The organism is Streptomyces sp. NPDC056452 (assembly GCF_042796085.1).
Classification (GTDB): Bacteria; Actinomycetota; Actinomycetes; order Streptomycetales; family Streptomycetaceae; genus Streptomyces.
Genome location: NZ_JBHTRI010000001.1, coordinates 387521 through 411299, shown reverse-complemented (window position 1 = coordinate 411299; position 23779 = coordinate 387521). Strand labels below are relative to the sequence as shown.

General features: G+C 70.9%; 24 protein-coding genes. 19 read left to right on the top strand and 5 right to left on the bottom strand.

Features of this window, described 5'->3' with window-relative positions; genetic code table 11:
- Positions 1-28: 28 nt before the first annotated feature.
- From ACFQ6X_RS01895 to ACFQ6X_RS01885, 3 genes are all read left to right on the top strand, one after another.
- Positions 29-388 carry a histidine triad nucleotide-binding protein gene (locus ACFQ6X_RS01895; protein WP_383174373.1) on the top strand — a complete coding sequence of 120 codons (360 nt, stop codon included), beginning with the start codon at positions 29-31 and terminating at the stop codon, positions 386-388.
- A 70-nt stretch (positions 389-458) separates the two neighbouring features.
- Positions 459-1367, top strand: a complete 909-nt coding sequence (locus ACFQ6X_RS01890; protein ID WP_383174370.1) for a ribonuclease Z — start codon at positions 459-461, stop codon at positions 1365-1367.
- Positions 1368-1377: 10 nt separating this feature from the next.
- The gene (locus ACFQ6X_RS01885) at positions 1378-2370 is read left to right on the top strand and encodes an adenosine deaminase (RefSeq protein ID WP_383174368.1); all 993 of its coding nucleotides are present in this window, start codon (positions 1378-1380) and stop codon (positions 2368-2370) included.
- Here ACFQ6X_RS01885 and ACFQ6X_RS01880 read toward each other — a convergent pair.
- Positions 2334-3692 carry an MFS transporter gene (locus tag ACFQ6X_RS01880; protein WP_383174365.1) on the bottom strand — a complete coding sequence of 453 codons (1359 nt, stop codon included), beginning with the start codon at positions 3690-3692 and terminating at the stop codon, positions 2334-2336. The genes ACFQ6X_RS01885 and ACFQ6X_RS01880 overlap by 37 nt on opposite strands.
- A 357-nt stretch (positions 3693-4049) precedes the next feature.
- On the opposite strand from ACFQ6X_RS01880, the gene ACFQ6X_RS01875 reads away from it, so the two are divergent.
- The 5 genes from ACFQ6X_RS01875 to ACFQ6X_RS01855 all read left to right on the top strand — a co-directional run bounded on the left by ACFQ6X_RS01875 (position 4050) and on the right by ACFQ6X_RS01855 (position 8440).
- A complete protein-coding gene (locus tag ACFQ6X_RS01875) occupies positions 4050-5150 on the top strand; it encodes a carbohydrate kinase family protein (protein ID WP_383174362.1) in 1101 nt (366 codons plus the stop codon).
- Between the two features lie 127 nt (positions 5151-5277).
- The gene (locus tag ACFQ6X_RS01870; RefSeq protein ID WP_356414735.1) at positions 5278-6300 is read left to right on the top strand and encodes a PhoH family protein; all 1023 of its coding nucleotides are present in this window, start codon (positions 5278-5280) and stop codon (positions 6298-6300) included.
- Positions 6301-6312: 12 nt separating this feature from the next.
- The gene (ybeY, locus tag ACFQ6X_RS01865; protein WP_383174358.1) at positions 6313-6810 is read left to right on the top strand and encodes an rRNA maturation RNase YbeY; all 498 of its coding nucleotides are present in this window, start codon (positions 6313-6315) and stop codon (positions 6808-6810) included.
- On the top strand, positions 6807-8090 hold the full coding sequence (locus ACFQ6X_RS01860; RefSeq protein WP_383174355.1) for a hemolysin family protein: 1284 nt from the start codon (positions 6807-6809) through the stop codon (positions 8088-8090). Before ybeY ends, ACFQ6X_RS01860 begins: the two co-directional genes overlap by 4 nt.
- Positions 8087-8440, top strand: a complete 354-nt coding sequence (locus ACFQ6X_RS01855) for an MmcQ/YjbR family DNA-binding protein (RefSeq protein ID WP_383174352.1) — start codon at positions 8087-8089, stop codon at positions 8438-8440. Before ACFQ6X_RS01860 ends, ACFQ6X_RS01855 begins: the two co-directional genes overlap by 4 nt.
- An 8-nt stretch (positions 8441-8448) precedes the next feature.
- On the opposite strand, the gene ACFQ6X_RS01850 is transcribed toward ACFQ6X_RS01855, so the two are convergent.
- Complete coding sequence (locus tag ACFQ6X_RS01850; protein ID WP_383174350.1) at positions 8449-9864, bottom strand: MFS transporter; 1416 nt, start codon at positions 9862-9864, stop codon at positions 8449-8451.
- 107 nt (positions 9865-9971) lie between these two features.
- Here ACFQ6X_RS01850 and ACFQ6X_RS01845 point away from each other — a divergent pair, with 107 nt between their 5' ends.
- Genes ACFQ6X_RS01845 through era form a run of 3 tightly spaced genes read left to right on the top strand, consistent with a single transcriptional unit; the run spans position 9972 to position 12309 of the window.
- Positions 9972-10880, top strand: coding sequence for a helix-turn-helix transcriptional regulator (locus ACFQ6X_RS01845; protein WP_383174347.1), 909 nt, complete (start codon positions 9972-9974; stop codon positions 10878-10880).
- A 49-nt stretch (positions 10881-10929) separates the two neighbouring features.
- Complete coding sequence (locus tag ACFQ6X_RS01840) at positions 10930-11283, top strand: cytidine deaminase (protein WP_383174344.1); 354 nt, start codon at positions 10930-10932, stop codon at positions 11281-11283.
- A 51-nt stretch (positions 11284-11334) separates the two neighbouring features.
- Positions 11335-12309, top strand: a complete 975-nt coding sequence (gene era, locus ACFQ6X_RS01835) for a GTPase Era (RefSeq protein ID WP_383174341.1) — start codon at positions 11335-11337, stop codon at positions 12307-12309.
- Between the two features lie 46 nt (positions 12310-12355).
- Here era and ACFQ6X_RS01830 read toward each other — a convergent pair whose 3' ends face one another.
- Both ACFQ6X_RS01830 and ACFQ6X_RS01825 read right to left on the bottom strand, forming a co-directional pair.
- Positions 12356-12622 (bottom strand): protealysin inhibitor emfourin, encoded by a 267-nt coding sequence (locus ACFQ6X_RS01830; protein ID WP_383174338.1) that lies wholly within the window; start codon positions 12620-12622, stop codon positions 12356-12358.
- Between the two features lie 64 nt (positions 12623-12686).
- Complete coding sequence (locus ACFQ6X_RS01825) at positions 12687-13763, bottom strand: M4 family metallopeptidase (RefSeq protein WP_383174336.1); 1077 nt, start codon at positions 13761-13763, stop codon at positions 12687-12689.
- A 292-nt stretch (positions 13764-14055) separates the two neighbouring features.
- Here ACFQ6X_RS01825 and leuA point away from each other — a divergent pair, with 292 nt between their 5' ends.
- From leuA to ACFQ6X_RS01785, 8 genes are all read left to right on the top strand, one after another.
- Positions 14056-15867, top strand: coding sequence for a 2-isopropylmalate synthase (gene leuA, locus ACFQ6X_RS01820; protein ID WP_383174333.1), 1812 nt, complete (start codon positions 14056-14058; stop codon positions 15865-15867).
- A gap of 201 nt (positions 15868-16068) precedes the next feature.
- Positions 16069-16773, top strand: a complete 705-nt coding sequence (locus ACFQ6X_RS01815; protein WP_383174330.1) for a TerB family tellurite resistance protein — start codon at positions 16069-16071, stop codon at positions 16771-16773.
- A 170-nt stretch (positions 16774-16943) separates the two neighbouring features.
- Entirely contained in the window at positions 16944-19034 is a 2091-nt protein-coding gene (locus tag ACFQ6X_RS01810) for an MMPL family transporter (RefSeq protein ID WP_383174607.1), read from the top strand.
- A gap of 95 nt (positions 19035-19129) precedes the next feature.
- Positions 19130-20365, top strand: a complete 1236-nt coding sequence (locus ACFQ6X_RS01805; protein WP_383174604.1) for a sensor histidine kinase — start codon at positions 19130-19132, stop codon at positions 20363-20365.
- On the top strand, positions 20362-21036 hold the full coding sequence (locus tag ACFQ6X_RS01800) for a response regulator (RefSeq protein ID WP_383174327.1): 675 nt from the start codon (positions 20362-20364) through the stop codon (positions 21034-21036). Before ACFQ6X_RS01805 ends, ACFQ6X_RS01800 begins: the two co-directional genes overlap by 4 nt.
- A 43-nt stretch (positions 21037-21079) precedes the next feature.
- The gene (gene recO, locus ACFQ6X_RS01795) at positions 21080-21826 is read left to right on the top strand and encodes a DNA repair protein RecO (protein ID WP_329211245.1); all 747 of its coding nucleotides are present in this window, start codon (positions 21080-21082) and stop codon (positions 21824-21826) included.
- Positions 21827-21847: 21 nt separating this feature from the next.
- Positions 21848-22678: an isoprenyl transferase gene (locus ACFQ6X_RS01790; protein WP_383174324.1), complete on the top strand. Its 831-nt coding sequence runs from the start codon at positions 21848-21850 to the stop codon at positions 22676-22678.
- A 208-nt stretch (positions 22679-22886) separates the two neighbouring features.
- A complete protein-coding gene (locus tag ACFQ6X_RS01785) occupies positions 22887-23255 on the top strand; it encodes a hypothetical protein (RefSeq protein WP_383174321.1) in 369 nt (122 codons plus the stop codon).
- 39 nt (positions 23256-23294) lie between these two features.
- Here ACFQ6X_RS01785 and ACFQ6X_RS01780 read toward each other — a convergent pair whose 3' ends face one another.
- Positions 23295-23729, bottom strand: coding sequence for a Fur family transcriptional regulator (locus ACFQ6X_RS01780; RefSeq protein WP_383174318.1), 435 nt, complete (start codon positions 23727-23729; stop codon positions 23295-23297).
- Between the last annotated feature and the right edge of the window lie 50 nt (positions 23730-23779).

The following is a 23779-nucleotide window of genomic DNA, read 5'->3' as shown; positions in this document are numbered from 1 at the left end:
ATCACCAAGCGACCGAGGAGGCCGGGCCATGGCGGGAGAGCCGCAGACCGACTGCCTGTTCTGCAAGATCGTTACGGGGGACATCCCGGCGACCATCATCCGTGAGAGCGACACGACCGTCGCCTTCCGTGACATAAACCCCCAGGCCCCCACGCACGTTCTGGTCATCCCCAAGGCGCACTACCCGGACGCCGCCGCGCTCGCCGCGGCCGAGCCGGGGATCGCCGCGGACGTGCTGCGCGAGGCCGGGCTGGTCGCCGCCGACGAGAAGATCGCCGAGACCGGCTACCGCATCGTGCTCAACACAGGTGCCGGTGCGGGACAGACCGTCTTCCACGCGCACGCCCACGTCCTGGGCGGACGCGGGATGCAGTGGCCCCCCGGCTAGGGTCCTTCGCGCGTGCAGGGCCCCGCGTGCCCGGCATGATCCGAACGAGAGGCCCTAGGAGCCGCACACCGTGTCCGTACGAGAGCTCGTGGTCCTCGGCACCGCAAGCCAGGTCCCGACGCGTCACCGCAACCACAACGGCTACCTGCTGCGCTGGGACGGCGAGGGCATCCTCTTCGATCCGGGCGAGGGCACCCAGCGCCAGATGCTGCGGGCCGGCGTCGCCGCGCACGACATCAACCGGATCTGCGTGACGCACTTCCACGGCGACCACTCGCTGGGCCTGGCCGGGGTGATCCAGCGGATCAACCTGGACCAGGTCCCGCACCCCGTCACTGCCCACTTCCCGGCGAGCGGACAGCACTTCTTCGACCGGCTGCGGTACGCGACCGCCTACCGCCAGTCCGTCGAACTCACCGAGGTACCGGTCGCCGCCGACGGGGTCCTCGCGACCACGGACGCGTACACGCTGGACAGCCACCGGCTCTCGCACCCGGTCGAGTCCTACGGCTACCGCCTGACCGAACCCGACGGGCGGCGCATGCTGCCCGGGAAGCTCGCCGAGCACGGCATCGGCGGGCCGGACGTCGGACGGATCCAGCGCGACGGCGTCCTGCGCGGCATCCCGCTCGACGAGGTCTCCGAGCAGCGGCGCGGCCAGCGGTTCGCGTTCATCATGGACACGCGGCTCTGCGACGGCGTGCACGCCCTCGCCGAGGGCTGCGACATGCTGGTCATCGAGTCGACCTTCCTCGACGAGGACAGCCGCCTCGCCGCCGACCACGGCCACCTCACCGCCGGACAGGCCGGCCGGGCTGCGCAGGAAGCAGGCGTACGGCACCTCGTGCTGACCCACTTCTCGCAGCGCTACAACGACTCCGAGGCCTTCGAGCACCAGGCCAGGGCAGCCGGCTTCGAAGGTGAACTGACCATCGCCCAGGACCTGATCAGGGTCCCCGTACCCACCCGCCACCAGTAACGAGAACACTGTGCACCTCCCCAAAGCCGAACTCCACCTCCACATCGAAGGGACCCTCGAACCCGAGCTGGCCTTCGCGCTCGCCGCACGCAACGGGGTGGACCTGCCCTTCGCGGACACCGAAGAGCTGCGCACCGCCTACCTCTTCGAGGACCTGCAGAGCTTCCTCGACCTCTACTACGCGCTCATGGCGGTGCTGCGCACCGAGGACGACTTCGCCGAACTGGCCGACGCCTACCTCGCCCGCGCCGCCGCCCAGGGTGTCCGCCACGCGGAGATCTTCTTCGACCCGCAGGCCCACACCGACCGCGGTGTCCCGATCGGCACCGTCATCGAAGGGCTCGGCAGGGCGCTGGAGCGCAGCGAGGAGACGCACGGCATCTCCACCCAGCTGATCATGTGCTTCCTGCGCGACCTGTCCGCGGAATCGGCGCTGGAGACCCTGGAGGCCGCCAAGCCGTACCTCCACCGCATCAGCGCCGTCGGACTCGACTCCGCGGAGGCCGGCCACCCGCCCGCGAAGTTCCGCGAGGTGTACGCGGCGGCCACGGCCCTCGGCCTGCGCAAGGTCGCCCACGCCGGCGAGGAAGGCCCGCCGGAGTACATCCGCGAGGCCCTGGACGTCCTGGGCGTCGAGCGCATCGACCACGGGCTGCGCTGCATGGAGGACCCGGAGCTGGTGGACCGGCTGGTCTCCGAGCGGATCCCGCTCACGCTCTGCCCGCTGTCCAACGTCAGGCTGCGCGCCGTCGACACCCTGGAGGACCACCCGCTGCCGGCCATGATGGCCGCCGGGCTGCTCTGCACGGTGAACTCCGACGACCCCGCCTACTTCGGCGGATACGTCGGAGACACCTTCCGCGCCGTCCACGAGGCGCTCGGCCTGGACCGCGAGCAGCTGCGCACGCTGGCCCGCAACTCCTTCGAGGCGGCCTTCCTCGACCACGACGAGGAGCGCAGGGCGCGCTACCTCTGCGAGGTCGAGGCGTACGCGTTCGACTGACCGGACCCGCCCGCGGGGCCGGCCGTCCGGAACGCGCTCCTGACCAGCCGCCTCCGGCGCAGGGCGGGAACGCTGATCTCCGTGACGGCCTGCTCCGGCGCGCCCAGCTTGGGCACCGCGCCGGACAGGCTGCCGGTCGTCGCGGCGAGGAGCGCGGCCGGGGCGCCGCCCCTGCGCCGTACCGAACCCGGTACCAGCGGGCGCCCGCCGGTGTGCAGCGCGACAGCGGTGACGGGGGCCGCGACCAGCAGCGTGGCCGCCCCCAGGATCAGGCCCATCACCGCGTAGCCGGCCTCCTCGGAGAGCACACTGCCGAGGACGGGCCCGCAGGCCACACCGACGGACGACGCCGAGCCCGCGAGGACCGCCCAGCGGCCGCGCACGTCGAGCGAGGCGGCCAGACCGATCAGATACGACAGGACCACCGGGTAGAAGGTGTTCCACATGATCTCGCCGGTGGCGAAGGACCCGAGGTCCTGGGCCGACGAGCTGAGCACGATGCTCGCAGCGATGATCATCGTCCCGAGGCCGATCGGCACGGCGCGGCCGAGCCGGGCCCCCAGCATCCCGGCGCCCATGACACCGAGCAGTCCGGCTCCCAGCGCGGCGGCGAACACCGCGCCGACGGTCACCTCGGAGAGCCCGACCTGGACGACACCGATCCGGCTGCTCACGCCCCACAGCGCGTTCTGCGCCATGGACCAGACGAGCATTCCGCCCGCGAGCACGAGACCCGAGCGCCGGTGCGGCAGCCGTCCGGAGGCCTGGGCGCCGCCGCCCGCGGGCACGGAGCCGCCCAGCCTGGAGGTGGCGGGCCAGACGAGGAGCGCGACCAGGGCGATCGAGGCGAAGGGGAGCCGGTGCCCGCCGCCGAGGTGAGGGATCGTCAGGTAGAGCGCACCGGCCGTCGCCGAGACACTGAGCAGCCCCAGGGACGAGGTCCGGTGCGGATCGCGCTGGGCGGCGATGCCGGACGCGGCGACCGCGGTCGCCGCGCCCGATCCGAAGCCGCCGACGACGACGCCCGCGACCACGAGCGGCACGGAGCCCGTCAGTGCCGCGCAGCCGTAGCCCAGCACGGCCAGCACGAGCCCGATGCGCGCCGGTCTCCGTGCCCCGTATCTGTCGACGCGACCCGCCAGGGTGAAACCGGCGGAGGCCGAGCTCAGCAGGAGGGCGCTGCCGACCAGTCCGGCCTGGGCGGAGCTCAGCCCCAGATAGGCGCTGAGGCGGCCGACGATGGTGGGGAGCAGATAGGCGGCGAGGTAACCGGCGGTGAACACGGCGACCAGGGGCCACGCGGCGCGAGGGCGCGAGGACATGGGCGTTCCTGAAGACATGCCAGAGGAGGCAGAAGAAGGCAGGGGAGGGCAATGCGAGGAGTGGCGCAGGGGAGGGCAAAGCGATAAAAAGCGGGAGATGCGACACTCGTCGTCAACTGTCGTGAACGGTGCTCGCGGGCCAATTTGTATCAAGCGCGCACAGCGGACGGAAAGTCGTCACGATGTGATCTGGGTCACTTTCGGGTTTATTCACTTCTTGACCGGGTAGCAGCGCATGTTTATGCAGGTCAGGGTCGGTATGTGCAAGACGGCGCGGACTCCCGGACTGCGGGAGCGGATCGGGCAAACTGGCCGGATCTCGCACTGTTCAGATCTGCCACGGCCGGGGAGCGCACGGTGAGCACAGGTAATCCAGGCATCGACCCGCTGCTCGGGCTGCGCGCCCCGCAGGACCCGCCCTGCGACGTCTTCCTGACGGGCACGGTCTTCCTGGACATCATCTTCACCGGCCTGGACAGCGCACCGGTGCGCGGTACCGAGTCCTGGGCCAGGGGGATGGGCTCCAGCCCCGGCGGTGTCGCCAACATGGCCACCGCGCTCGCCAGGCTCGGGCTGCGCACCTCACTGGCCGCCGCGTTCGGCGACGACCACTACGGGGAGTACTGCTGGGACGCCCTCGAACAGGGCGAACACATCGACCTGTCGATGTCGCGCACGGTTCCCGGCTGGCACTCACCGGTCACCGTCTCCATGGCGTACGAGGGCGAGCGCACGATGGTCTCCCACGGCCACGAGGCGCCGGCCCCCGACACCCCCGTACCCGGCCGGACGTTCCCGCACTGCCCGCCGCGCGCCCGCGCGGCCATCGCCTCGCTCACCCCCGGCCGCAGCGAGCCGTGGGTGGCCGGGGCGGCCCGTAACGGCGCTCTGGTCTTCGCCGACGTCGGCTGGGACGAGACGGGCCGCTGGGACCTGGACGCCCTCCCCGACCTGCGGCACTGCCTGGCCTTCCTGCCCAACGCCGAGGAGGCCATGCGCTACACCCGCACCGACTGCCCGCGGGCGGCCGCACACGCCCTGACCGAGCGGGTACCCCTCGCCGTGGTCACCCTGGGCGCGGAAGGGGCGTACGCGGTGGACCGGGAGAGCGGCACCGCCGCGGAGGTGCCCGCCATCGAGGTGGAGGCCCTGGACCCCACCGGGGCGGGCGATGTGTTCGTCGCCGGGTTCGTCACCGGCACCCTGGCCGGCTGGCCCCTCGCCGACCGCCTCGCCTTCGCCGGACTGACCGCCGCCCTCTCGGTGCAGGAGTTCGGCGGATCGCTGTCCGCGCCCGGCTGGGCGGAGATCGCCGCATGGTGGCAGCAGGTGCGCGCCTGCGCCGACCAGGACCCGGCGGCCCTGGAGCGGTACGCGTTCCTCCAGGAGCTGCTGCCCGCCGCCAGCCGGGCGTGGCCGCTGCGCCGTGCCGTCCCGACCATCGGCTTCCGGCAGTGAAGGGCTGATGATCGCGCGGTAAAACCTCTCGGTGTTGTCAGTACGGAGTCGTACGCTGGTACTCCAGAGGCCGTCGAGCAGCGACTGCCCTGCAACGGGAGGTATGTGCAGGCCCGAGGGCCGGCCCATGACTCAGTCACCTACACAGCCGCAGGCGCGTGCCCAGATCAGGATTCCGGCCGCACACCCCATGGTGATGCTCCTGGGATCGGGTGACTCGCTGCTGCGCGTGATCGAAACGGCGTTCCCGGCTGCCGACATCCATGTCCGGGGCAATGAGATAAGCGCGACTGGAAGCGCGGCGGACGTCGCTCTGATCCAGCGCCTGTTCGACGAGATGGTGCTGGTGCTCCGCACCGGGCTGCCGATGACGGAGGACGCTGTGGAACGCTCGATCGCCATGCTCAGGGCGAGCGGGAACGGCAACGGGGACGGTGTGGAGACCCCCGCCGAGGTGCTCACCCAGAACATCCTCTCCAGCCGTGGCCGCACGATCCGCCCCAAGACGCTCAACCAGAAGCGGTACGTCGACGCCATCGACAAGCACACCATCGTCTTCGGTATCGGCCCGGCAGGCACCGGCAAGACCTATCTCGCGATGGCCAAGGCGGTCCAGGCCCTGCAGTCCAAGCAGGTCAGCCGGATCATCCTGACCAGGCCGGCCGTCGAGGCGGGCGAGCGGCTCGGCTTCCTGCCGGGCACGCTGTTCGACAAGATCGACCCGTATCTGCGCCCGCTGTACGACGCACTGCACGACATGCTCGACCCCGACTCGATCCCGCGGCTGATGGCGGCGGGCACGATCGAGGTGGCGCCTCTGGCGTACATGCGCGGCCGTACGCTCAACGACGCGTTCATCATCCTCGACGAGGCGCAGAACACCAGCGCCGAGCAGATGAAGATGTTCCTGACCCGGCTGGGCTTCGACTCGAAGATCGTCGTCACGGGTGACGTCACCCAGGTCGACCTCCCGACCGGGACGAAGAGCGGTCTGCGCCAGGTGCAGGAGATCCTGGAGGGTGTCCCGGACGTGCACTTCTCCCGGCTCACGTCGCAGGATGTCGTCCGGCACAAGCTGGTCGGCCGTATCGTCGACGCGTACGAGAAGTACGACAACGCAGAGGGCCGAGACGGCCGCAACGGGAAGTAGTCGCACCGCACCATGTCGATCGACGTCAACAACGAGTCCGGAACCGAGGTCGACGAGCAGGCGATCCTCGACATCGCCCGCTACGCGCTCGCCCGGATGCGGATCCACCCGCTGTCCGAACTCTCGGTGATCGTGGTCGACACCGCGGCCATGGAGCAGCTCCACATCCAGTGGATGGACCTCCCGGGACCGACGGATGTCATGTCCTTCCCGATGGACGAGCTCCGTCCGCCGGCCAAGGACGACGAGGAGCCCCCGCAGGGGCTCCTCGGTGACATCGTGCTCTGCCCCGAGGTCGCGAAGAAGCAGGGCGAAGAGGCGGACACCGGGCACTCCATGGACGAGGAACTGCAGCTCCTCACCGTCCACGGAGTGCTGCACCTCCTCGGATACGACCACGAGGAGCAGAACGAGAAGGCCGAGATGTTCGGCCTGCAGGCGGCGATCGTCGACGGCTGGCGCGGTGAGCGCGGGCTGACCGGGCCGTCGCCCGCCCCCACCGTCTCGTGAGCGTCCCCCTCGTCACGGGCGTCGTCCTGCTGCTCGTCGTCGGCTGGCTGGCGGCCTGTGCCGAGGCCGGGATAGCCCGGACGTCGAGCTTCCGGGCAGCGGGCGCCGTCCGGGCCGGCCGGCGCGGCAGCGACAAGCTGTCGCAGGTCGCCGCCGACCCCACCCGCTATCTCAACGTGGCGCTGCTCGTGCGGGTCGCCTGCGAGATGTCGGCCGGGGTGCTCGTCACGTACGCCTGCCTGAGCGAGTTCCCGGAGACCTGGGAGGCGCTGGCCGTCGCCATGGGCGTGATGGTCCTCGTCAGTTACGTCGCCATCGGGGTCTCGCCGCGCACCATCGGCCGCCAGCACCCGCTGAACACGGCCACGGCAGCGGCGTACGTCCTGCTGCCGCTGGCCAGGATCATGGGCCCGATCCCGCAGCTGCTGATCCTCATCGGCAACGCGCTGACCCCGGGCAAGGGCTTCCGCAAGGGCCCCTTCGCCAGCGAGGCCGAGCTGCGCGCGATGGTCGACCTCGCCGAGCAGGAGTCGCTCATCGAGGACGAGGAACGCCGCATGGTGCACTCGGTCTTCGAGCTCGGCGACACCCTCGTGCGCGAGGTGATGGTGCCCCGCACCGACCTGGTCTGCATAGAGCGCTACAAGACGGTCCGCCAGGCGCTGACCCTCGCCCTGCGCTCCGGCTTCTCGCGGATCCCGGTCACCGGGGAGAACGAGGACGACATCGTCGGCGTCGTCTACCTCAAGGACCTGGTCCGCAAGACGCACATCAACAGGGACGCGGAGTCCGACCTGGTCTCCACGGCGATGCGCCCCGCAGCGTTCGTACCCGACACGAAGAACGCCGGTGACCTGCTGCGCGAGATGCAGCAGGACCGCAGCCACGTCGCGGTCGTCATCGACGAGTACGGCGGCACGGCGGGCATCGTCACCATCGAGGACATCCTCGAGGAGATCGTCGGCGAGATCACCGACGAGTACGACCGCGAACTCCCGCCGGTCCAGGAGCTGGAGAACGGCTGCTACCGGGTGACCGCGCGCCTCGACATCGGCGACCTCGGGGACCTCTTCGGCCTCGACGAATACGACGACGAGGATGTGGAGACGGTCGGCGGCCTGCTGGCGAAGGCGCTCGGGCGGGTCCCGATCGCCGGAGCCTCCTCGGCGGTCGACCTCCCCGACGGCCGCAGGCTCCGGCTCACCGCGGAGTCCCCGGCGGGCCGCCGGAACAAGATCGTCACCGTGCTGGTGGAACCGGAGGGAACGGAATCGGGATGACTCCCCAGGAGTTGCGGGCGTTCTGCCTGGAGTTCAACGCGAGTGCCGAGGAATTTCCCTTCGGCCCCGAGACCTCGGTCTTCAAGGTCCTCGGGAAGATGTTCGCCCTCAGCGCGCTGGACGCCCGGCCGCTGACGGTCAACCTCAAGTGCGACCCGGACGACGCGGTACGCCTCCGGGAGGACCACGCCGCGATCGTGCCCGGCTGGCACATGAACAAGCGGCACTGGAACACGGTGACGGTCTCCGGGCTCCCGGGCCGGATGGTCCGGGAGCTCATCGAGGACAGTTACGACCTGGTGGTGGCCGGCCTCCCCAAGGCGGAACGCCTCAGGCTGGACCGGCCGTAGGGCGGCGCTCAGCCCGCCCGCCGCAGACCGGCGCCCGCCGCCAGGCCCGCCGCCACCAGGATCACCGCTGCGGCCGCCACCACCAGCCGCACGCCGCCGAACAGCGTGCCCTGCGTCGTGGCGAGCACGCCCAGCAGCGGGATGCCCACCGTGATCCCCACCTGCTGGGTCGTGGTGACCAGACCGGTCGCCAGGCCCTGCTCCTCGTCGGGGACACCGGACGTCACCGTCACCCCGTACGAGATGATCGCGCCCAGGTGGAACATGCTGGCCAGCGAGACGGCCACCGTCGCGAGCAGGACACCCGAGTCCTCGCCCAGAGCGAGCAGCGCCCCGATGAACAGGCCCTGACCGAGGAGCGAGACGACCAGGGTCGGGCGGGCGCCGAAGCGGCCGATGACCCGCGACGCGTACATCCCCGCCGCCACCGAGGCGATGCCCTGCACGCCGAAGACCAGCCCCGTCCCGAAGGCGGAGAGCCCCAGCACCTCCTGGAGGTACAGGGTCAGGACGAAGACGACGGTGCTCATCATCGAGAAGGTCGCCAGACCCCCCAGGTTGCCGAACGCCACCGTGCGGCGGCGCAGCATCGGAAGAGAGACCAGCGGGGCCGCCGAACGGGACTCGACGATCCCGAAGGCCGCCAGGAGCGCCACCCCCACGACGAGCGTGACGAGGACGTCCGCGTCGCCGAAGCCGCGCTGGGCCGCCGTCGACAGCGAGTAGATCAGCGCGAGCAGACCGCCGGTGACGGTCACGGCACCCGGCACGTCCAGCTTCGGCCGGTCCGGTGTACGCGATTCGGCGAGCACCTTCGGCGCCAGCACGAGCACGGTCACCGAGGCGAGGGCCAGGAGACCCATGGTGGAGCGCCAGCCGAGCGTGTCGGTGAGCACACCGCCCGCCACCATGCCGACGGTGAAGCCCAGCGAGAGCAGCGTGCCGCTGATGCCCAGGGCCCGGTCCCGCAGCGGCCCCTCCGGGAACGTCGTGGTCAGCAGCGACATCCCGGTCGGCACGATCACGGCCGCGCCGAGTCCCTGCAGCGCACGTCCCGCGAGGAACGACGCGGGGTCCCAGGCCAGCGTCGCCAGGAGTGAGGACGCCCCGAACAGGGCGAGGCCGGTGAGGAACAGCCTGCGCCTGCCGTAGAGGTCGGCGATCCGGCCGAAGAGCAGCAGGAAGCCGCCGGACGGCAGGGCGAACGCGGTGACGGCCCACTGGAGCCCCGACGTGCTGAGCCCCAGATCCTTGCCGAGGACGGGCAGTGCCACATTCAGTACGGAGAAGTCGAGCGCCACCATGAACTGGGCGGCGCACAGCACGAAGAGCACAAGACGGGCCCGGCCCGAGAGCCGGGCCGGTGCGGGGTTCACGGGGTCAGCGGTGCCGACGGGTGCGGTGGTTGGGGTTTCGATCGCCATGTGCGACAGCCTGGAGCCGAAGGAATATCCGTGGGGAGCGGGAACTTATCCTGTTGGCCGCACCACCAGGCAGGCGCACGCACGGACACGGACACCAGGGGGAGTACGTGGCCTCACCGGCCCAGAACAGCACCACGGCCCGCAGCATCGCCGGCGACAAGGCGCACCGCCTCGCCGAACTGCGGGAGTTCCTGATGAGCCGAAGGGCCAGGGTCACCCCGGCCGAGGCCGGACTGCCGGACGGCGGGGCACGCAGACGTACCCCCGGGCTGCGCCGCGAGGAGGTCGCCGTCCTCGCGGGCGTCGGCGTCTCCTGGTACCAGTGGCTGGAGCAGGGCCGCGACATCACCGTGTCGCCCCAGGTCCTGGACTCCGTGGCCCGGGTGCTGCGGCTCAACAGCGCGGAACGCCGCCATCTCTACGTCCTGGCCGGCCTCAACCCGCCCGCGCCCGAGGTCGATCCGGCCGACCGCGACATGTGCGCCGGCCTCACCCGGCTCATCGACGCCTGGATGCCCTTCCCGGCCCACATCATGGACCGGTACTGGAACACCGTGCTCTACAACGACGCGGCTTCGGCGGTGCTCGGCATGCGTCCCGGCATCGTGCAGAACTGCATGATCGCCTTCTTCACCGACCCGGTGTACCGGGCCAGGTCGACACAGTGGGAGCTGATCGCGTCCCAGGTCGTCGCGCAGTTCCGGGCCGCCTGCTCGGACCACCCCGAGGACGACGGGTTCCGGGCCGTCGTCGCCGAGGCGAGGAGGCTCAGCACCGAGTTCGCCGCGCTCTGGGACCAGCGCGACGTCGCCCCCGGCGGCCAGGTCCGCAAGGAACTGCAGCACCCGCTCGTCGGCACACTCAGCGTGGAGTCCACCCAGCTGCGGGTCCCGGCCCGCCCGGACCTGGTGATCGTGCTGCACACCCCGCTGCCCGACACGGGTACGGAGGCCAAGCTCCAGTGGCTGGACTCGCCCGAGGGGCGCCGCGGCTCGATGTACCCCGTGCCCGGGTGACCGGACCCCGTTGCGGGGCGGGTGCCCTCCCGCTTCGTATGCTCAGCACATGACCGACAGCACCGACCTCGGACCCGAGGACCGCAAGATCGTCACGCTGGCCCGCAGCGTCCGCGCCCGCAACGGAGTGCCGGAGGGCGCCGCCGTACGGGACGAGACGGGACGTACGTACGCCGCGGGCACCGTCGCCCTGGACTCGCTGAAGCTCAGTGCGCTGCAGACCGCCGTCGCGATGGCGGTGGCCGGCGGTGCCACATCCCTGGAGGCCGCCGCGGTCGTCTCCCAGGCCGAGGCCCCCTCGGCCGAGGACCGGGCCGCCGTCCGTGACCTGGGCGGACCCGACACGCCCGTGCTGCTCGCCGGGCCGGACGGGACGCTGCGGACCACGGTCACCGCGGGCTGAACAGGGGCGGATGCGCCCTGCTGTGCAACACCGCCGCCGGGATCGGGGAGAATGGGCGCCATGAGCGCTCGACCGAACACAGAAGCTGCTGCGCAGCAGGCTGAGAACAACGCCCCCCACCGGGCCGGCTTCGCCTGCTTCGTGGGCCGCCCCAACGCGGGCAAGTCCACCCTCACGAACGCTCTGGTCGGTCAGAAGGTGGCGATCACTTCCAACCGCCCCCAGACCACCCGGCACACGGTGCGAGGCATCGTGCACCGTGCCGACGCGCAGCTGATCCTGGTGGACACGCCGGGTCTCCACAAGCCGCGCACACTGCTCGGGGAGCGGCTCAACGACGTCGTGCGGACGACCTGGGCCGAGGTCGACGTCATCGGCTTCTGCCTGCCCGCCGACCAGAAGCTCGGCCCCGGCGACAAGTACATCATCAAGGAACTCGCCGGGATCAGGAAGACCCCGAAGATCGCGATCATCACCAAGACCGACCTGGTCGAGTCCAAGGCGCTCGCCGAGCAGCTGCTGGCCGTCTCCCGCGCGGGCGAGGAGTACGGCTTCGAGTGGGCGGAGATCATCCCGGTCTCCGCGGTCAAGGACCAGCAGGTCGGCCTGCTGGCCGACCTGATCGCCCCGCTGCTCCCCGAGAGCCCCCCGCTCTACCCGGAGGGCGACCTCACCGACGAGCCCGAGATGGTCATGGTCGCGGAGCTGATCCGGGAGGCCGCGCTCGAAGGCGTACGGGACGAACTTCCGCACTCCATCGCGGTCGTCGTCGAGGAGATGCTGCCCCGCGAGGACCGCCCCGCGGACAAGCCGCTGCTCGACATCCACGCGAACGTCTACATCGAGCGCCCCAGCCAGAAGGGCATCATCATCGGCCCCAAGGGCCAGCGGCTGAAGGACGTCGGCACGAAGTCGCGCAAGCACATCGAGGCGCTGCTGGGCACGCCGGTCTACCTGGACCTGCATGTGAAGGTCGCCAAGGACTGGCAGCGGGACCCCAAGCAGCTGCGCAAGCTGGGTTTCTGAGCGGCACCGGCACCACGCCGACCGGGCGCCCTCCGGGCCGCCCGGCCTACGCGCCCTCCTGGAGGATCCGCGCGATCAGCGTGCGCTGCGCCTCGGTCAGGCGGGGGTCCGCGCAGTGGACGGTCCGGTCGCCGACCGTGATCCGGTAGCGGAAGCCGTCCGGCACGCCCGCGGGCGGATCGTCCCGGCCCGCGGCGAGCGCCGCCCGGGCGAGGGCCTCCCACTCCGCGGCGTCGGGCCGCCCCGAGGTGTCGACCTCGCCCCGGCGTGCGATGCCGGCGAACCCGCCGGTCCGGCTCACCTGAATCCGCATTGCGCACCGGCTCCTGTCTGATCCGCCCGGACGGCCCCGCTCGTACCTGCCGGTTCCTACCCGCTCATCTGGTCGGAACGCCGACCTCCGACCACGCCTTGAGCACCGCCTCCGCCTCGTCGCCCTCCCCGAAGCGGCTCCGCGCCGCTGCGACCGTCAGCCGGGCGAAGTCCGCGAACTCCGCGTCCTGGGCCAGAGCGCCCCCGGTCAGGACGTCGAACCAGATCTGGCCGGCCCGCTCCCACGCGTTGCCGCCGAGCGCCGTGGCCAGCAGGTAGAACGCGCGGTTGGGGATGCCGGAGTTGAGATGCACCCCGCCGTTGTCCTCGTCCGTCTCGATGTAGTCGTCCATCGACGCGGGCTGCGGGTCCTTGCCGAGGACATCGTCGTCGTACGCCGTGCCCGGAGCCTTCATCGAGCGCAGCGCGACCCCGCTGACACGGGGCGCGAGCAGTCCCGCGCCGATCAGCCAGTCACCCTGTTCCGCGCTCTGGCCGAGCGAGTACTGCTTGACCAGGGAGCCGAAGACGTCGGACACCGATTCGTTGAGCGCGCCCGACTGGCCCTGGTACGCCAGGTTGGCCGTGTACTGGGTCAGCCCGTGCGCCAGCTCGTGGGCGATCACGTCGATGGCGACGGTGAAGTCGAGGAAGATCTCGCCGTCCCCGTCGCCGAAGACCATCTGCTCGCCGTCGAAGAACGCGTTGTTGTACTTCTCGTCGTAGTGCACGGAGCCGATCAGCGGCAGCCCCTTGCCGTCGATCGAGCTGCGGCCGTACGCCGTGAGCAGCAGCTCGAAGGTGGCGCCGAGTCCCGCGTACGCACGGTTGACGCTGGCGTCCTGAGTGGCCTCGTCGCCCTCGTCACGGACTTTGTGGCCCGGCAGGTCCGTGCCGTGGCGGCAGTCGTACAGGGTCCGGTGGGGCTTGGAGGGGACCGGGTCCGAGGTGCTGGGGACCTCCGGTGTGTAGGCCAGCGCGGTCATCCGGCGACGGTCGCGCCGGGCCGCGTCCGCCCGCAGGGTGCGGCGTGCGGGGCCGGCCAGGCGCGGGTCGTCGGCCTGGGACAGCTTGTCGAGGAGATGGGGCGGCACGATGGTGCAGAAGACGGGGTGGAACCCGTTGTTCGGTCGAGGCTGCATGCAAATGACTGTGGCACTCCGTGACCGGACTGTCACTGGTTGCGATGGTGATTGACGAAATAGAGTGATGAGTCACCGTTTTGCCCTCACGGTGATCCGATCCCGCATACTGATACGGACCCACGTATCAGGCGCCTCTCGGTTAGTCTTGCCGCATCATGCGTTTCGGGCTGCTCCTTCTTAGCTGCCGCGGCGAGGGCCTGTAGTCGTAGGCCGGCTCCCTCCCCGCGGAGTTCGCTGTTGCAGCGACACAGTCGGCCGCCCCTGCTGGACCTCCGAGGAGCCCTACGCCATGACTGCCGTAAATCCCGCTGCGAACGCTGCTGAATCCGTGAACGCCGACGACGCAGCCGCCCCCGTCAACGGGCCCACTCCGGTCACCAACGCGACGCAGCTCCAGAAGCCGTCCGGGATGCCGGTCCACAAGTACCGCGGGTACGAGGCGGTGGACATCTCCGACCGCACGTGGCCGGACAACCGGGTCACCCGGGCGCCCCGCTGGCTGTCCACCGATCTGCGCGACGGCAACCAGGCACTGATCGACCCGATGTCCCCGGCCCGCAAGCGCGAGATGTTCGACCTGCTCGTACGCATGGGCTACAAGGAGATCGAGGTCGGCTTCCCGTCCTCCGGCGAGACCGACTTCGCGTTCGTGCGCTCCATCATCGAAGAGGGCGCGATCCCCGAGGACGTGACGATCTCCGTCCTGACGCAGGCCCGCGAGGAACTGATCGAGCGGACCGTCGAGTCGCTGGTCGGCGCCCGCCGCGCCACCGTCCACCTGTACAACGCCACCGCACCCACCTTCCGCCGTGTGGTCTTCCGCGGCTCGAAGGAGGAGGTCAAGCAGATCGCGGTGGACGGCACCCGGCTGGTCATGGAGTACGCGGACAAGATCCTGGGCGACGAGACGATCTTCGGCTACCAGTACAGCCCGGAGATCTTCACCGACACCGAGCTGGACTTCGCCCTGGAGGTCTGCGAGGCCGTCTGCGACGTCTGGCAGCCGGAGGAGGGCCGCGAGATCATTCTGAACCTGCCCGCCACCGTGGAGCGTTCGACGCCGTCCACGCACGCGGACCGGTTCGAGTGGATGTCCCGCAACCTGAGCCGCCGCGAGTACGTCTGCCTGTCGGTCCACCCGCACAACGACCGCGGCACCGCAGTCGCCGCCGCCGAACTGGCGATCATGGCGGGCGCCGACCGCATCGAGGGCTGCCTGTTCGGCCAGGGCGAGCGCACCGGGAACGTCGACCTGGTCACGCTGGGCATGAACCTGTTCTCCCAGGGTGTCGACCCGCAGATCGACTTCTCGCAGATCGACGAGATCCGCCGCACGTCCGAGTACTGCAACCAGATGGAGGTCCACCCGCGCCACCCCTACGCGGGCGACCTGGTCTACACCGCCTTCTCCGGCTCCCACCAGGACGCCATCAAGAAGGGCTTCGACGCCATGGAGGCCGACGCCGCCTCCCAGGGGAAGACCGTCGACGACATCGAGTGGGCGGTGCCGTACCTGCCGATCGACCCGAAGGACGTCGGCCGCTCGTACGAGGCCGTCATCCGGGTCAACTCGCAGTCCGGCAAGGGCGGAATCGCCTACGTCCTGAAGAACGACCACAAGCTGGACCTGCCGCGCCGGATGCAGATCGAGTTCTCCCGGATCATTCAGGCCAAGACCGACGCCGAGGGCGGCGAGGTCACGCCGAACCAGATCTGGTCGACGTTCCAGGACGAGTACCTGCCCAACCCGGAGAACGCCTGGGGACGCGTACAGATCCGCTCCGGCCAGACGACGACCGACACGGACGGCAAGGACACGCTCACCGTCCAGGCGACCGTCGACGGCTCGGACACCGTGCTGACCGGTACCGGCAACGGTCCGATCTCCGCGTTCTTCGAAGCGCTGCAGGCCATCGGCATCGACGCGCGTCTGCTGGACTACACCGAGCACACGATGAGCGAGGGCGCGAGCGCCCAGGCCGCCTCCTACATCGAGTGCGCGATCGACGGCAAGGTGCTGTGGGGCATCGGCATCGACGCCAACACCACGCGCGCCTCGCTCAAGGCGGTCGTCTCCGCGGTCAACCGCGCGACGCGCTGACGGCTCCGCCGACCCTTCGGAGATACGTCCGAGAAGTCGCGGAACCACCCGGTTCAGGAGCCCCGTCCACCCGCCGAGGGTGGGCGGGGTTCGGCCATCTCCGGGTGTTGTGACATCCGGGATACTGACGCCACATCACGCATGTGGCTAACATCACGTCCAACGCGGCAATGTTGCCGGAGCGTTACGGAGGTGTGCGACGTGCGGTCAGCCAAAGGACAACGCGCCATAAGACTGCGTATCTGCGGCATCCGCACCGTATGGGACACCACGGGCGACGGCGAGTTCTTCTGCCCCGGATGCGGAGGCGACCGCAACTACCGGCGTCTCACCGGACGCAACCGCTTCACCGTGCTCGGCCTGCCGCTGCTGCGGCGCGGCGGCACCGGCCCCGTGATCGAATGCGCGGCCTGCCGGGCCCACTTCCCGACCGACACCCTCGAGCACCCCACCACCACCCGGTTCTCCGCCATGCTCCGGGAAGCCGTGCACACCGTCACCCTCGCCGTGCTCGCCGCGGGCGGAACCACCTCCCGTACGGTCCTGGAGGCCGCGGCGGCCACCGTCCGCGACGCCGGACTCGACGACTGCACCCAGGAACAGCTCTTCACCATCGTCGAGGTGCTCGCGGCGGACACCGGGCACGGCGATGGCACCGACCCCGCGGCCGAGGCCTGCGGCGCCGCCCTGGCCATCGAACTGCACGAGGTGCTGAAGCCGCTCGCCCCGCACCTGGCCGTGGCCGGACGCGAGACGGTCCTGCTGCAGGGCGCCAGGATCGCGCTCGCCGACGGCCCGTACAGCCCTGCCGAACGCGAGGTGCTGACGACGGTGGGCGGCGCGCTCCAGCTCTGCCCCGGCGACACCGCCGAACTGCTCGCGGCAGCCGCCCGCACGCCGTCGTAGGCCCCGGAGCCGCCGTACTCCCCAGGGAGTAACGGACGCCGTGGGCCACCCCCGGCAGTAGCGGTGATGTCCCTCCCGCGTGCGACGAATCGGCCTTCCCCGGACGGGAGTCTGGACTGGACCGACACCGTCCAGGAGGGGAGGGCCCCGTCATGAGGGCCGAAACGGAAATGAGCGACGGGCGACCGCAGCCCGGGCCCAGGTCACGGCTGCGCCAGGCGGTGCCCTGGGTGATCGTCGCCTTCTGGGTCGCGCTGATGGCCGTCGTGGGGCCGTTCGCGGGCAGTCTCGGCGACGTACAGCGCGACCGTGCCGTCGACTATCTGCCGGCGGGCGCCGACTCCACCCAGGTCGCGAAGATCCAGGACACGCTGCCCGGCGGCGAGTCCACCGACCTCGTCCTCGTCTACCACCGGGACGGCGGACTGACCGCGGCCGACCGGGCCACGGCCGGCGAACAGACCGCCGCGGTCGCACGCGACCACACACTCGTCTCCACCCCTCGGGGCATTGTGTCCGAGGACGGCACGACCCTGATGTTCCCGGTCTCCTCGACCGAGCCGGGCCAGGACGAGGAAGCCAGGGCCGCGTTCGTCGACGAGGTGCGAGGGACCGCCGAGGGAAGCGGTGGGCTGAGCGTCGAGGTCGGCGGCCCCGGGGCGCTGATGACCGACGCCCAGGAGGTCTACGGGTCCCTGGACGGTCCGCTGCTCTACACGACCGTCGCCGTGGTCGCGATCCTGCTGATCCTGATCTACCGCAGCCCGTTCCTGTGGCTGGTGCCCCTGATCGTCGCCGGGCTCGCCGACTTCCTGTCGATGGCGGTGGTGTACGGGCTCAACCAGGGCTTCGACATCACCGTCAGCGGTCAGAGCTCGGGCGTGATGACGATCCTGGTCTTCGGCGCGGGCACCGACTACGCCCTGCTCCTCGTGGCCCGCTACCGCGAGGAACTGGGCCGCCGGGCACTGCCCCGCGACGCCATGGCCGCCGCCCTGCGCGGCTGCGGGCCCGCTGTCGTCGCCTCCTCGGGCACCGTCGCGGCCGGGCTCCTGTGCCTGCTCGCCGCCGACCTCAACAGCAGCCGGGGCATGGGCCCCATCGCGGCCGTCGGTGTGCTGTGCGCCCTCTTCGCCATGATGACCCTGCTGCCGGCGCTCCTCGTGCTCATGGGCCGCCGCGTCTTCTGGCCGCTCGTTCCCGCGTACGGCAGCACGCCCAGGCAGCGCCGGTCGCTCTTCGCCGCCATGGGCAGCTCCGCCGGACGCAGGCCGGTCGCCGTGCTCGTCTCCGGAGGGGTACTGCTCGGCGCACTCGCGCTCGGCGTGTTCAGCATGCCGGGCGACCTCAAACAGGAGGACTCCTTCACCACCAAGCCCGAGTCGATCACCGCGATGGAGACCCTCTCCAGCGCCTACCCCGAGCGCTCCACCCAGCCGATCACCGTGATCACCCCCACCGGCCGGGCGGACGACACGCTGGCCGCGGCCCGTACGACCGACGGCGTCGCCGCCGCCGAGCGCGGCCGCAGCGGCGGCGGCTGGACCGAGCTGTCCGTCACCGCCCAGGACCCGCCCGAGTCGGCAGGGGAGCAGGCCACCATCGAGGCCCTGCGCAGCGTTCTGGAGGGCAGTCACGTGGGCGGGCCCAGCGCCCAGCAGATGGACCTGGAGAAGACCAGCGCCCGCGACCTGAAGCTCGTCGTGCCGCTCGTCATCCTCTCCGTCCTGCTGATCCTGGTCGTGCTGCTGCGGAGCCTCGTCGCCCCGCTGCTGCTCGTCGCCGCCGTCGTCGCGGTCTGGGGGGCCTCGCTCGGTATCGCGGGACTCGTCTTCGAGCCGCTCCTCGGCCTCGAGGGCACCGACCCCGGACTCCCCCTGCTGTCCTTCGTCTTCCTGGTGGCGCTCGGCGTCGACTACGGGATCTTCCTCCTGCACCGGATGAGGGAGGAATGCCTCTCCGGAGCCGAACAGACGGCCGCCGCGCTCACCGCCCTGCGCACCACAGGCGGGGTCATCGCCTCGGCGGGGCTGGTGCTCGCCGCCACCTTCGGCGTGCTCACGAGCATGCCGATGACGGCCCTGGTCGAGATGGGCTTCGTCATCGCCGTCGGTGTGCTCCTGGACACCTTCCTGGTCCGCACCTACCTGGTGACCTCGGCGAGTGTGGCTCTGGGGCACCGGGTGTGGTGGCCGGGAGCACTCGGCCGCAGGCCGGCCGCGGACCGCCCCCGCACACCGGAACTCACAGCGACCCGCTGACGGGAACCGCGCAACTGACCGAGGATGGCAGCGTGTCCGCAACCCGAACCACGCGCCGCGGCGAGCGCGTCCTGGCCGTCGTCAACCGCGACCCCATGGACGCGCCGCACAAGCTGCGCACCGACGCCCTCATCGCGGGGGGCGCCGGTGCGCTGTCCGTCGTGCTCGGGCTCGTCACCGACGACGGAAGGGCCCCCGACGCGGTCGGCTGGGCCCTGCTCCTGGCCAGTGCCGTGCCGCTGGTGTGGCGACGCAGCAACCCCGTCGTCGTCCTGCTCGCGATGATCCCGGTCCTCATGGCGTACCACGGGATGGACAACGCCCACACGGCACCGATGCCGCAGACCTTCATCGTGCTCTACACCGTGGCGGTGACCGGCCGTCCCCTGCGCACCCTGATCACCGGCGGCGTCGTGCTCGGCGCGATGGTGTCCGTCGTGTCGGCCATCGACGCCCACCAGGGGCTCGAACTGCTGCGGATCTCCGGCTGGATCATCGCCGTGCTGTTCTTCGGCGTGGACGTGCGGTTCTACCGCCGGTACGTCGCCTCCGTGGTGGAGCGCGCCGAACGGGCCGAGCGCACCAGGGAGGAGGAGGCCAGGCGCAGAGTCACCGAGGAGCGGCTGCGGATCGCACGCGACCTGCACGACCTCCTGGCCCACAGCATCACCGTCATCGGGGTGCAGACCTCCGTGGCCTCACACATCCTGACCGTCGACCCGGAGCGCCTGGACCGCGAAGCCGTCGCGCGGGCCCTCGACGACATCGCCGGGACCTGCAGGGAGGCCCGCGCGGAGCTGCGCACCACCCTCCAGGTCCTGCGCGCGGACTCCCACGAGAACGACGGGCCGCTTCCCGGCCTGGTCGCCCTGCCCGGTCTCGTACGGGCCGCCGAGGCGGCGGGAGCGACGGTGGAGCTCTCCGTACGGGACCCGGCGGAGGGGATCGCCCCGGCGACCGGTGCCGCCACGTACCGGATCGTGCAGGAGTCGCTGACGAACGCCGTGCGGCACGCGGGGCCGGGGGTACGGATCCGGGTCGCCGTGGGACCGGATCCCGGCAGTGGCGCCCTGCGGGTCACGGTCACCGACGACGGCGCGGGGCGGGAAAGCTCCGGGACGGGCGGCTCCGGGCCCGGATTCGGCATCGTGGGGATGCGGGAACGGGCACGCAGTTCGGGCGGCACACTGGCCGTGGGACCCCTTCCCGGGGGCGGCTTCGAAGTCGCGGCGGTGCTGCCGCTGCCCGGGCCCCGGGACGGCTCGCCGTCCGGACCGCACGACGCGGAGCGTGCGGCCGTCACCACCGACACAGGGGAGACCGCGCGATGATCCGGGTCCTGCTCGCCGACGACCAGACCCTCGTCAGGGCCGCCTTCGCGATGCTCGTCGGGTCCGACCCGGACATGACCGTCGTCGCCGAGGCCGGCACCGGCCTGGAGGCGGTCGAGAAGGCCCGCTCGGCACGGGCCGACCTCGTCGTCATGGACATCCGCATGCCCGAGCTCGACGGCATCGAGGCCACCCGCCGCATCGCCGCCGACGAGGACCTCGCCGGGGTCAAGGTGCTCGTGCTGACGACGTACGACACCGACGACCACGTCGTGGAGGCACTGCGAGCGGGCGCGTCCGGCTTCCTGGTCAAGGACACCCGGCCCGCCGAGCTCCTCGCCGCCATCAGGACGGTGGCCGCGGGCGAGGCGCTGCTCTCCCCGGGCCCGACCGCGCGGCTCATCGCCCGGGTGCTCAGCGCTCCCCGGCCGCCGGTCACCGCGGCGACCGGCGGCCCGGACCGTCTCTCGGACCGCGAGCGGCAGGTTCTCGGCCTCGTCGCGCGCGGACTGAACAACACGGAGATCGCCGAGACCCTGGGGCTCAGCCCGCTCACCGCCAAGACGCATGTGAGCAGGATCATGGGCAGGCTGGGCGCCCGGGACCGGGCACAACTCGTGATCATCGCCTACGAGTCGGGCCTCGTCGTACCCGCGGGCCACCAGGAATGAGGACCGCCGACGGACCGCCGTCCCGGTGGGCGACAATGGGCGCATGAGCTTGTTCCGGGACGACGGCGTCGTGCTGCGTACGCAGAAGCTGGGCGAGGCCGACCGGATCATCACGATCCTGACCCGCGGCCACGGGCGGGTGCGTGCCGTCGCGCGCGGGGTGCGGCGCACCAAGTCCAAGTTCGGGGCGCGGCTCGAACCCTTCTCCCACGTGGACGTGCAGTTCTTCGCACGCGGCAGCGAACTGATCGGCCGCGGTCTTCCCCTGTGCACCCAGAGCGAGACGATCGCCCCGTACGGCGGCGGCATCGTCTCCGACTACGGCCGCTACACCGCGGGCACCGCGATGCTGGAGACCGCCGAGCGCTTCACCGACCACGAGGGCGAGCCCGCGGTCCAGCAGTACCTGCTGCTGGTGGGCGGGCTGCGCACCCTCTCGCGGGCCGAGCACGCGCCGAACCTCATCCTCGACGCGTTCCTGCTGCGTTCCCTCGCCGTCAACGGCTACGCACCCAGCTTCGACGACTGCGCCAAGTGCGGAATGCCCGGTCCGAACCGGTTCTTCTCCGTCGCGGCGGGCGGCGTCATATGCGGCGACTGCCGGGTACCCGGCAGCGTCGTACCCTCAGCGGAGGCCCTCGAGCTGCTGAGCGCACTGCTCACCGGCGACTGGGAGACGGCGGACGCGTCCGAGGCGCGTCATGTCAGGGAGGGCAGCGGGCTGGTGTCCGCCTACCTGCACTGGCATCTGGAGCGCGGGCTGCGCTCGCTGCGGTACGTAGAGAAGTGACACAGGGAGACGAGAGAGCTCATGGCAGTACGCGGGATTCTCGGTGGCCGTAGCCGGCGCGAGTACAAGACCCCCGAGCCGCACCCCTCCGGCGCCACCCCGCCGAAGATCCCCGGCGACCTGGTCCCCAAGCACGTCGCGGTCGTGATGGACGGCAACGGCCGCTGGGCCAAGGAGCGGGGCCTCCCGCGCACCGAGGGCCACAAGGTCGGCGAGGGCGTCGTCATGGACGTCCTCAAGGGCTGCATCGAGATGGGCGTCAAGAACCTCTCGCTGTACGCCTTCTCCACCGAGAACTGGAAGCGCTCGCCGGACGAGGTGAAGTTCCTGATGAACTTCAACCGCGACGTCATCCGCCGCCGGCGCGACGAGATGGACGAGCTCGGCATCCGGATCCGCTGGGTCGGCCGCATGCCGAAGCTGTGGAAGTCCGTCGTCCAGGAGCTCCAGGTCGCCCAGGAGCAGACGAAGGACAACGACAGGATGACGCTGTACTTCTGCGTCAACTACGGCGGCCGGGCCGAGATCGCCGACGCCGCGCAGCGCATCGCGCAGGACGTCGCGGCAGGGAAGCTCGACCCGTCGAAGGTCAACGAGAAGACGTTCGCGAAGTACATCTACTACCCGGACATGCCGGACGTCGACCTCTTCGTGCGCCCCAGCGGCGAGCAGCGCACGTCCAACTACCTGATCTGGCAGAGCGCGTACGCCGAGATGGTCTTCCAGGACGTCCTGTGGCCGGACTTCGACCGCCGTGACCTGTGGCGCGCCTGCCTGGAGTTCGCCCGGCGCGACCGCCGTTTCGGCGGGGCCGAGGAAGAGGCGGCGACCGGACAGGGCCCGGCCGTCTGACCGGTCTGTACGATCATGGCCCGTCGAGCAGGGGGAGGGGCCGTGCCGCAGGAACCGGACGTCGTGGAGCGGGGGGCGGTCGAGCTGAGATTCCGGCTGACCGCCCGGGACTGCACGAGCGCGCTGCGCGCCCGCGGCAGGGTCAGCGCGGAGGGCCAGACGTCACCGGCTGCTCGGATGGCTGCTGCTGGCGCTGGCGGCCCTGCTGGTGGCACTGGAGGCGGGCCTCGGCGTCGACTTCCCGCTGCCGATGTACGCGCTGGCGGGCATCACCGGCCCGCTGATGTTCCTGGCTCCATGGCTGACGGCCCGTCAGGTGTGGGGTTATGTCAAGCGGCAGGGCGAGTCCCGCGTCCGGGTGGACGAGGACGGCCTGACCGTGACCATGGACCACTCCAGCGGCTCCGTCGGCTGGGCCGCGCAGCCGCGGTACCTGGAGACCGACGAGCTCTTCGTCCTGCTCAGTGACGACCGCAACGCCACCGCGGTGACCCTGATCGCCAAACGCGGGGCCGACGGCCCGGCAGCGGTCGACCGGCTGCGCGGGATACTCGACCGCCACCTGACGAGGGTCTGAGTCCTCCGGGAGCCCCGGTAGACCTCCGGGGCGGACGGCCTACTCGGCGGGTGACGCGCACTCCGCGCAGGTGCCGAAGATCTCCACCGTGTGGGCCACGTTCACATAGCCGTGTTGCGAGGCGATCGTCTCGGCCCACTGCTCCACGGCAGGTCCCTCGACCTCGACGGCCTTGCCGCAGATCCGGCACACCAGATGGTGGTGGTGGTCCCCCGTCGAACAGCGCCGGTAGACGGCCTCGCCGTCCGTCGTCCGCAGGACGTCGACCTCGCCCGCGTCGGCGAGGGACTGCAGGGTGCGGTAGACCGTCGTCAGCCCGACCGAGTCGCCCCGGTGCTTGAGCACATCGTGCAGGTCCTGGGCGCTGCGGAACTCGTCCACCTCGTCCAGCGCCGCGGCGACCGCCGCCCGCTGCTTGGTGGACCGGCCGCGTACCGGGGCCGCGTTCGTGCCACTGATCGGCGCCGTGGCCACAGGTGCCTCCTCATGTCGCCCGTACGTATGTCGGGCCATTGTGCCAGCCC

What these genes read in the sequence shown, in the direction of transcription:
- ACFQ6X_RS01855 (WP_383174352.1), top strand. Translation starts at nt 8,087, where the DNA reads ATGACTCCCCAGGAGTTGCGGGCGTTCTGCCTGGAGTTCAACGCGAGT.
- ACFQ6X_RS01870 (WP_356414735.1), top strand. Translation starts at nt 5,278, where the DNA reads ATGACTCAGTCACCTACACAGCCGCAGGCGCGTGCCCAGATCAGGATT.
- era (WP_383174341.1), top strand. Translation starts at nt 11,335, where the DNA reads ATGGGCGCCATGAGCGCTCGACCGAACACAGAAGCTGCTGCGCAGCAG.
- ybeY (WP_383174358.1), top strand. Translation starts at nt 6,313, where the DNA reads ATGTCGATCGACGTCAACAACGAGTCCGGAACCGAGGTCGACGAGCAG.
- leuA (WP_383174333.1), top strand. Translation starts at nt 14,056, where the DNA reads ATGACTGCCGTAAATCCCGCTGCGAACGCTGCTGAATCCGTGAACGCC.
- ACFQ6X_RS01800 (WP_383174327.1), top strand. Translation starts at nt 20,362, where the DNA reads ATGATCCGGGTCCTGCTCGCCGACGACCAGACCCTCGTCAGGGCCGCC.
- ACFQ6X_RS01880 (WP_383174365.1), bottom strand. Translation starts at nt 3,692, where the DNA reads ATGTCCTCGCGCCCTCGCGCCGCGTGGCCCCTGGTCGCCGTGTTCACC.
- ACFQ6X_RS01895 (WP_383174373.1), top strand. Translation starts at nt 29, where the DNA reads ATGGCGGGAGAGCCGCAGACCGACTGCCTGTTCTGCAAGATCGTTACG.
- ACFQ6X_RS01825 (WP_383174336.1), bottom strand. Translation starts at nt 13,763, where the DNA reads ATGCAGCCTCGACCGAACAACGGGTTCCACCCCGTCTTCTGCACCATC.
- ACFQ6X_RS01850 (WP_383174350.1), bottom strand. Translation starts at nt 9,864, where the DNA reads ATGGCGATCGAAACCCCAACCACCGCACCCGTCGGCACCGCTGACCCC.
- ACFQ6X_RS01840 (WP_383174344.1), top strand. Translation starts at nt 10,930, where the DNA reads ATGACCGACAGCACCGACCTCGGACCCGAGGACCGCAAGATCGTCACG.
- ACFQ6X_RS01830 (WP_383174338.1), bottom strand. Translation starts at nt 12,622, where the DNA reads ATGCGGATTCAGGTGAGCCGGACCGGCGGGTTCGCCGGCATCGCACGC.
- ACFQ6X_RS01810 (WP_383174607.1), top strand. Translation starts at nt 16,944, where the DNA reads ATGAGCGACGGGCGACCGCAGCCCGGGCCCAGGTCACGGCTGCGCCAG.
- ACFQ6X_RS01805 (WP_383174604.1), top strand. Translation starts at nt 19,130, where the DNA reads ATGGACGCGCCGCACAAGCTGCGCACCGACGCCCTCATCGCGGGGGGC.
- ACFQ6X_RS01790 (WP_383174324.1), top strand. Translation starts at nt 21,848, where the DNA reads ATGGCAGTACGCGGGATTCTCGGTGGCCGTAGCCGGCGCGAGTACAAG.
- recO (WP_329211245.1), top strand. Translation starts at nt 21,080, where the DNA reads ATGAGCTTGTTCCGGGACGACGGCGTCGTGCTGCGTACGCAGAAGCTG.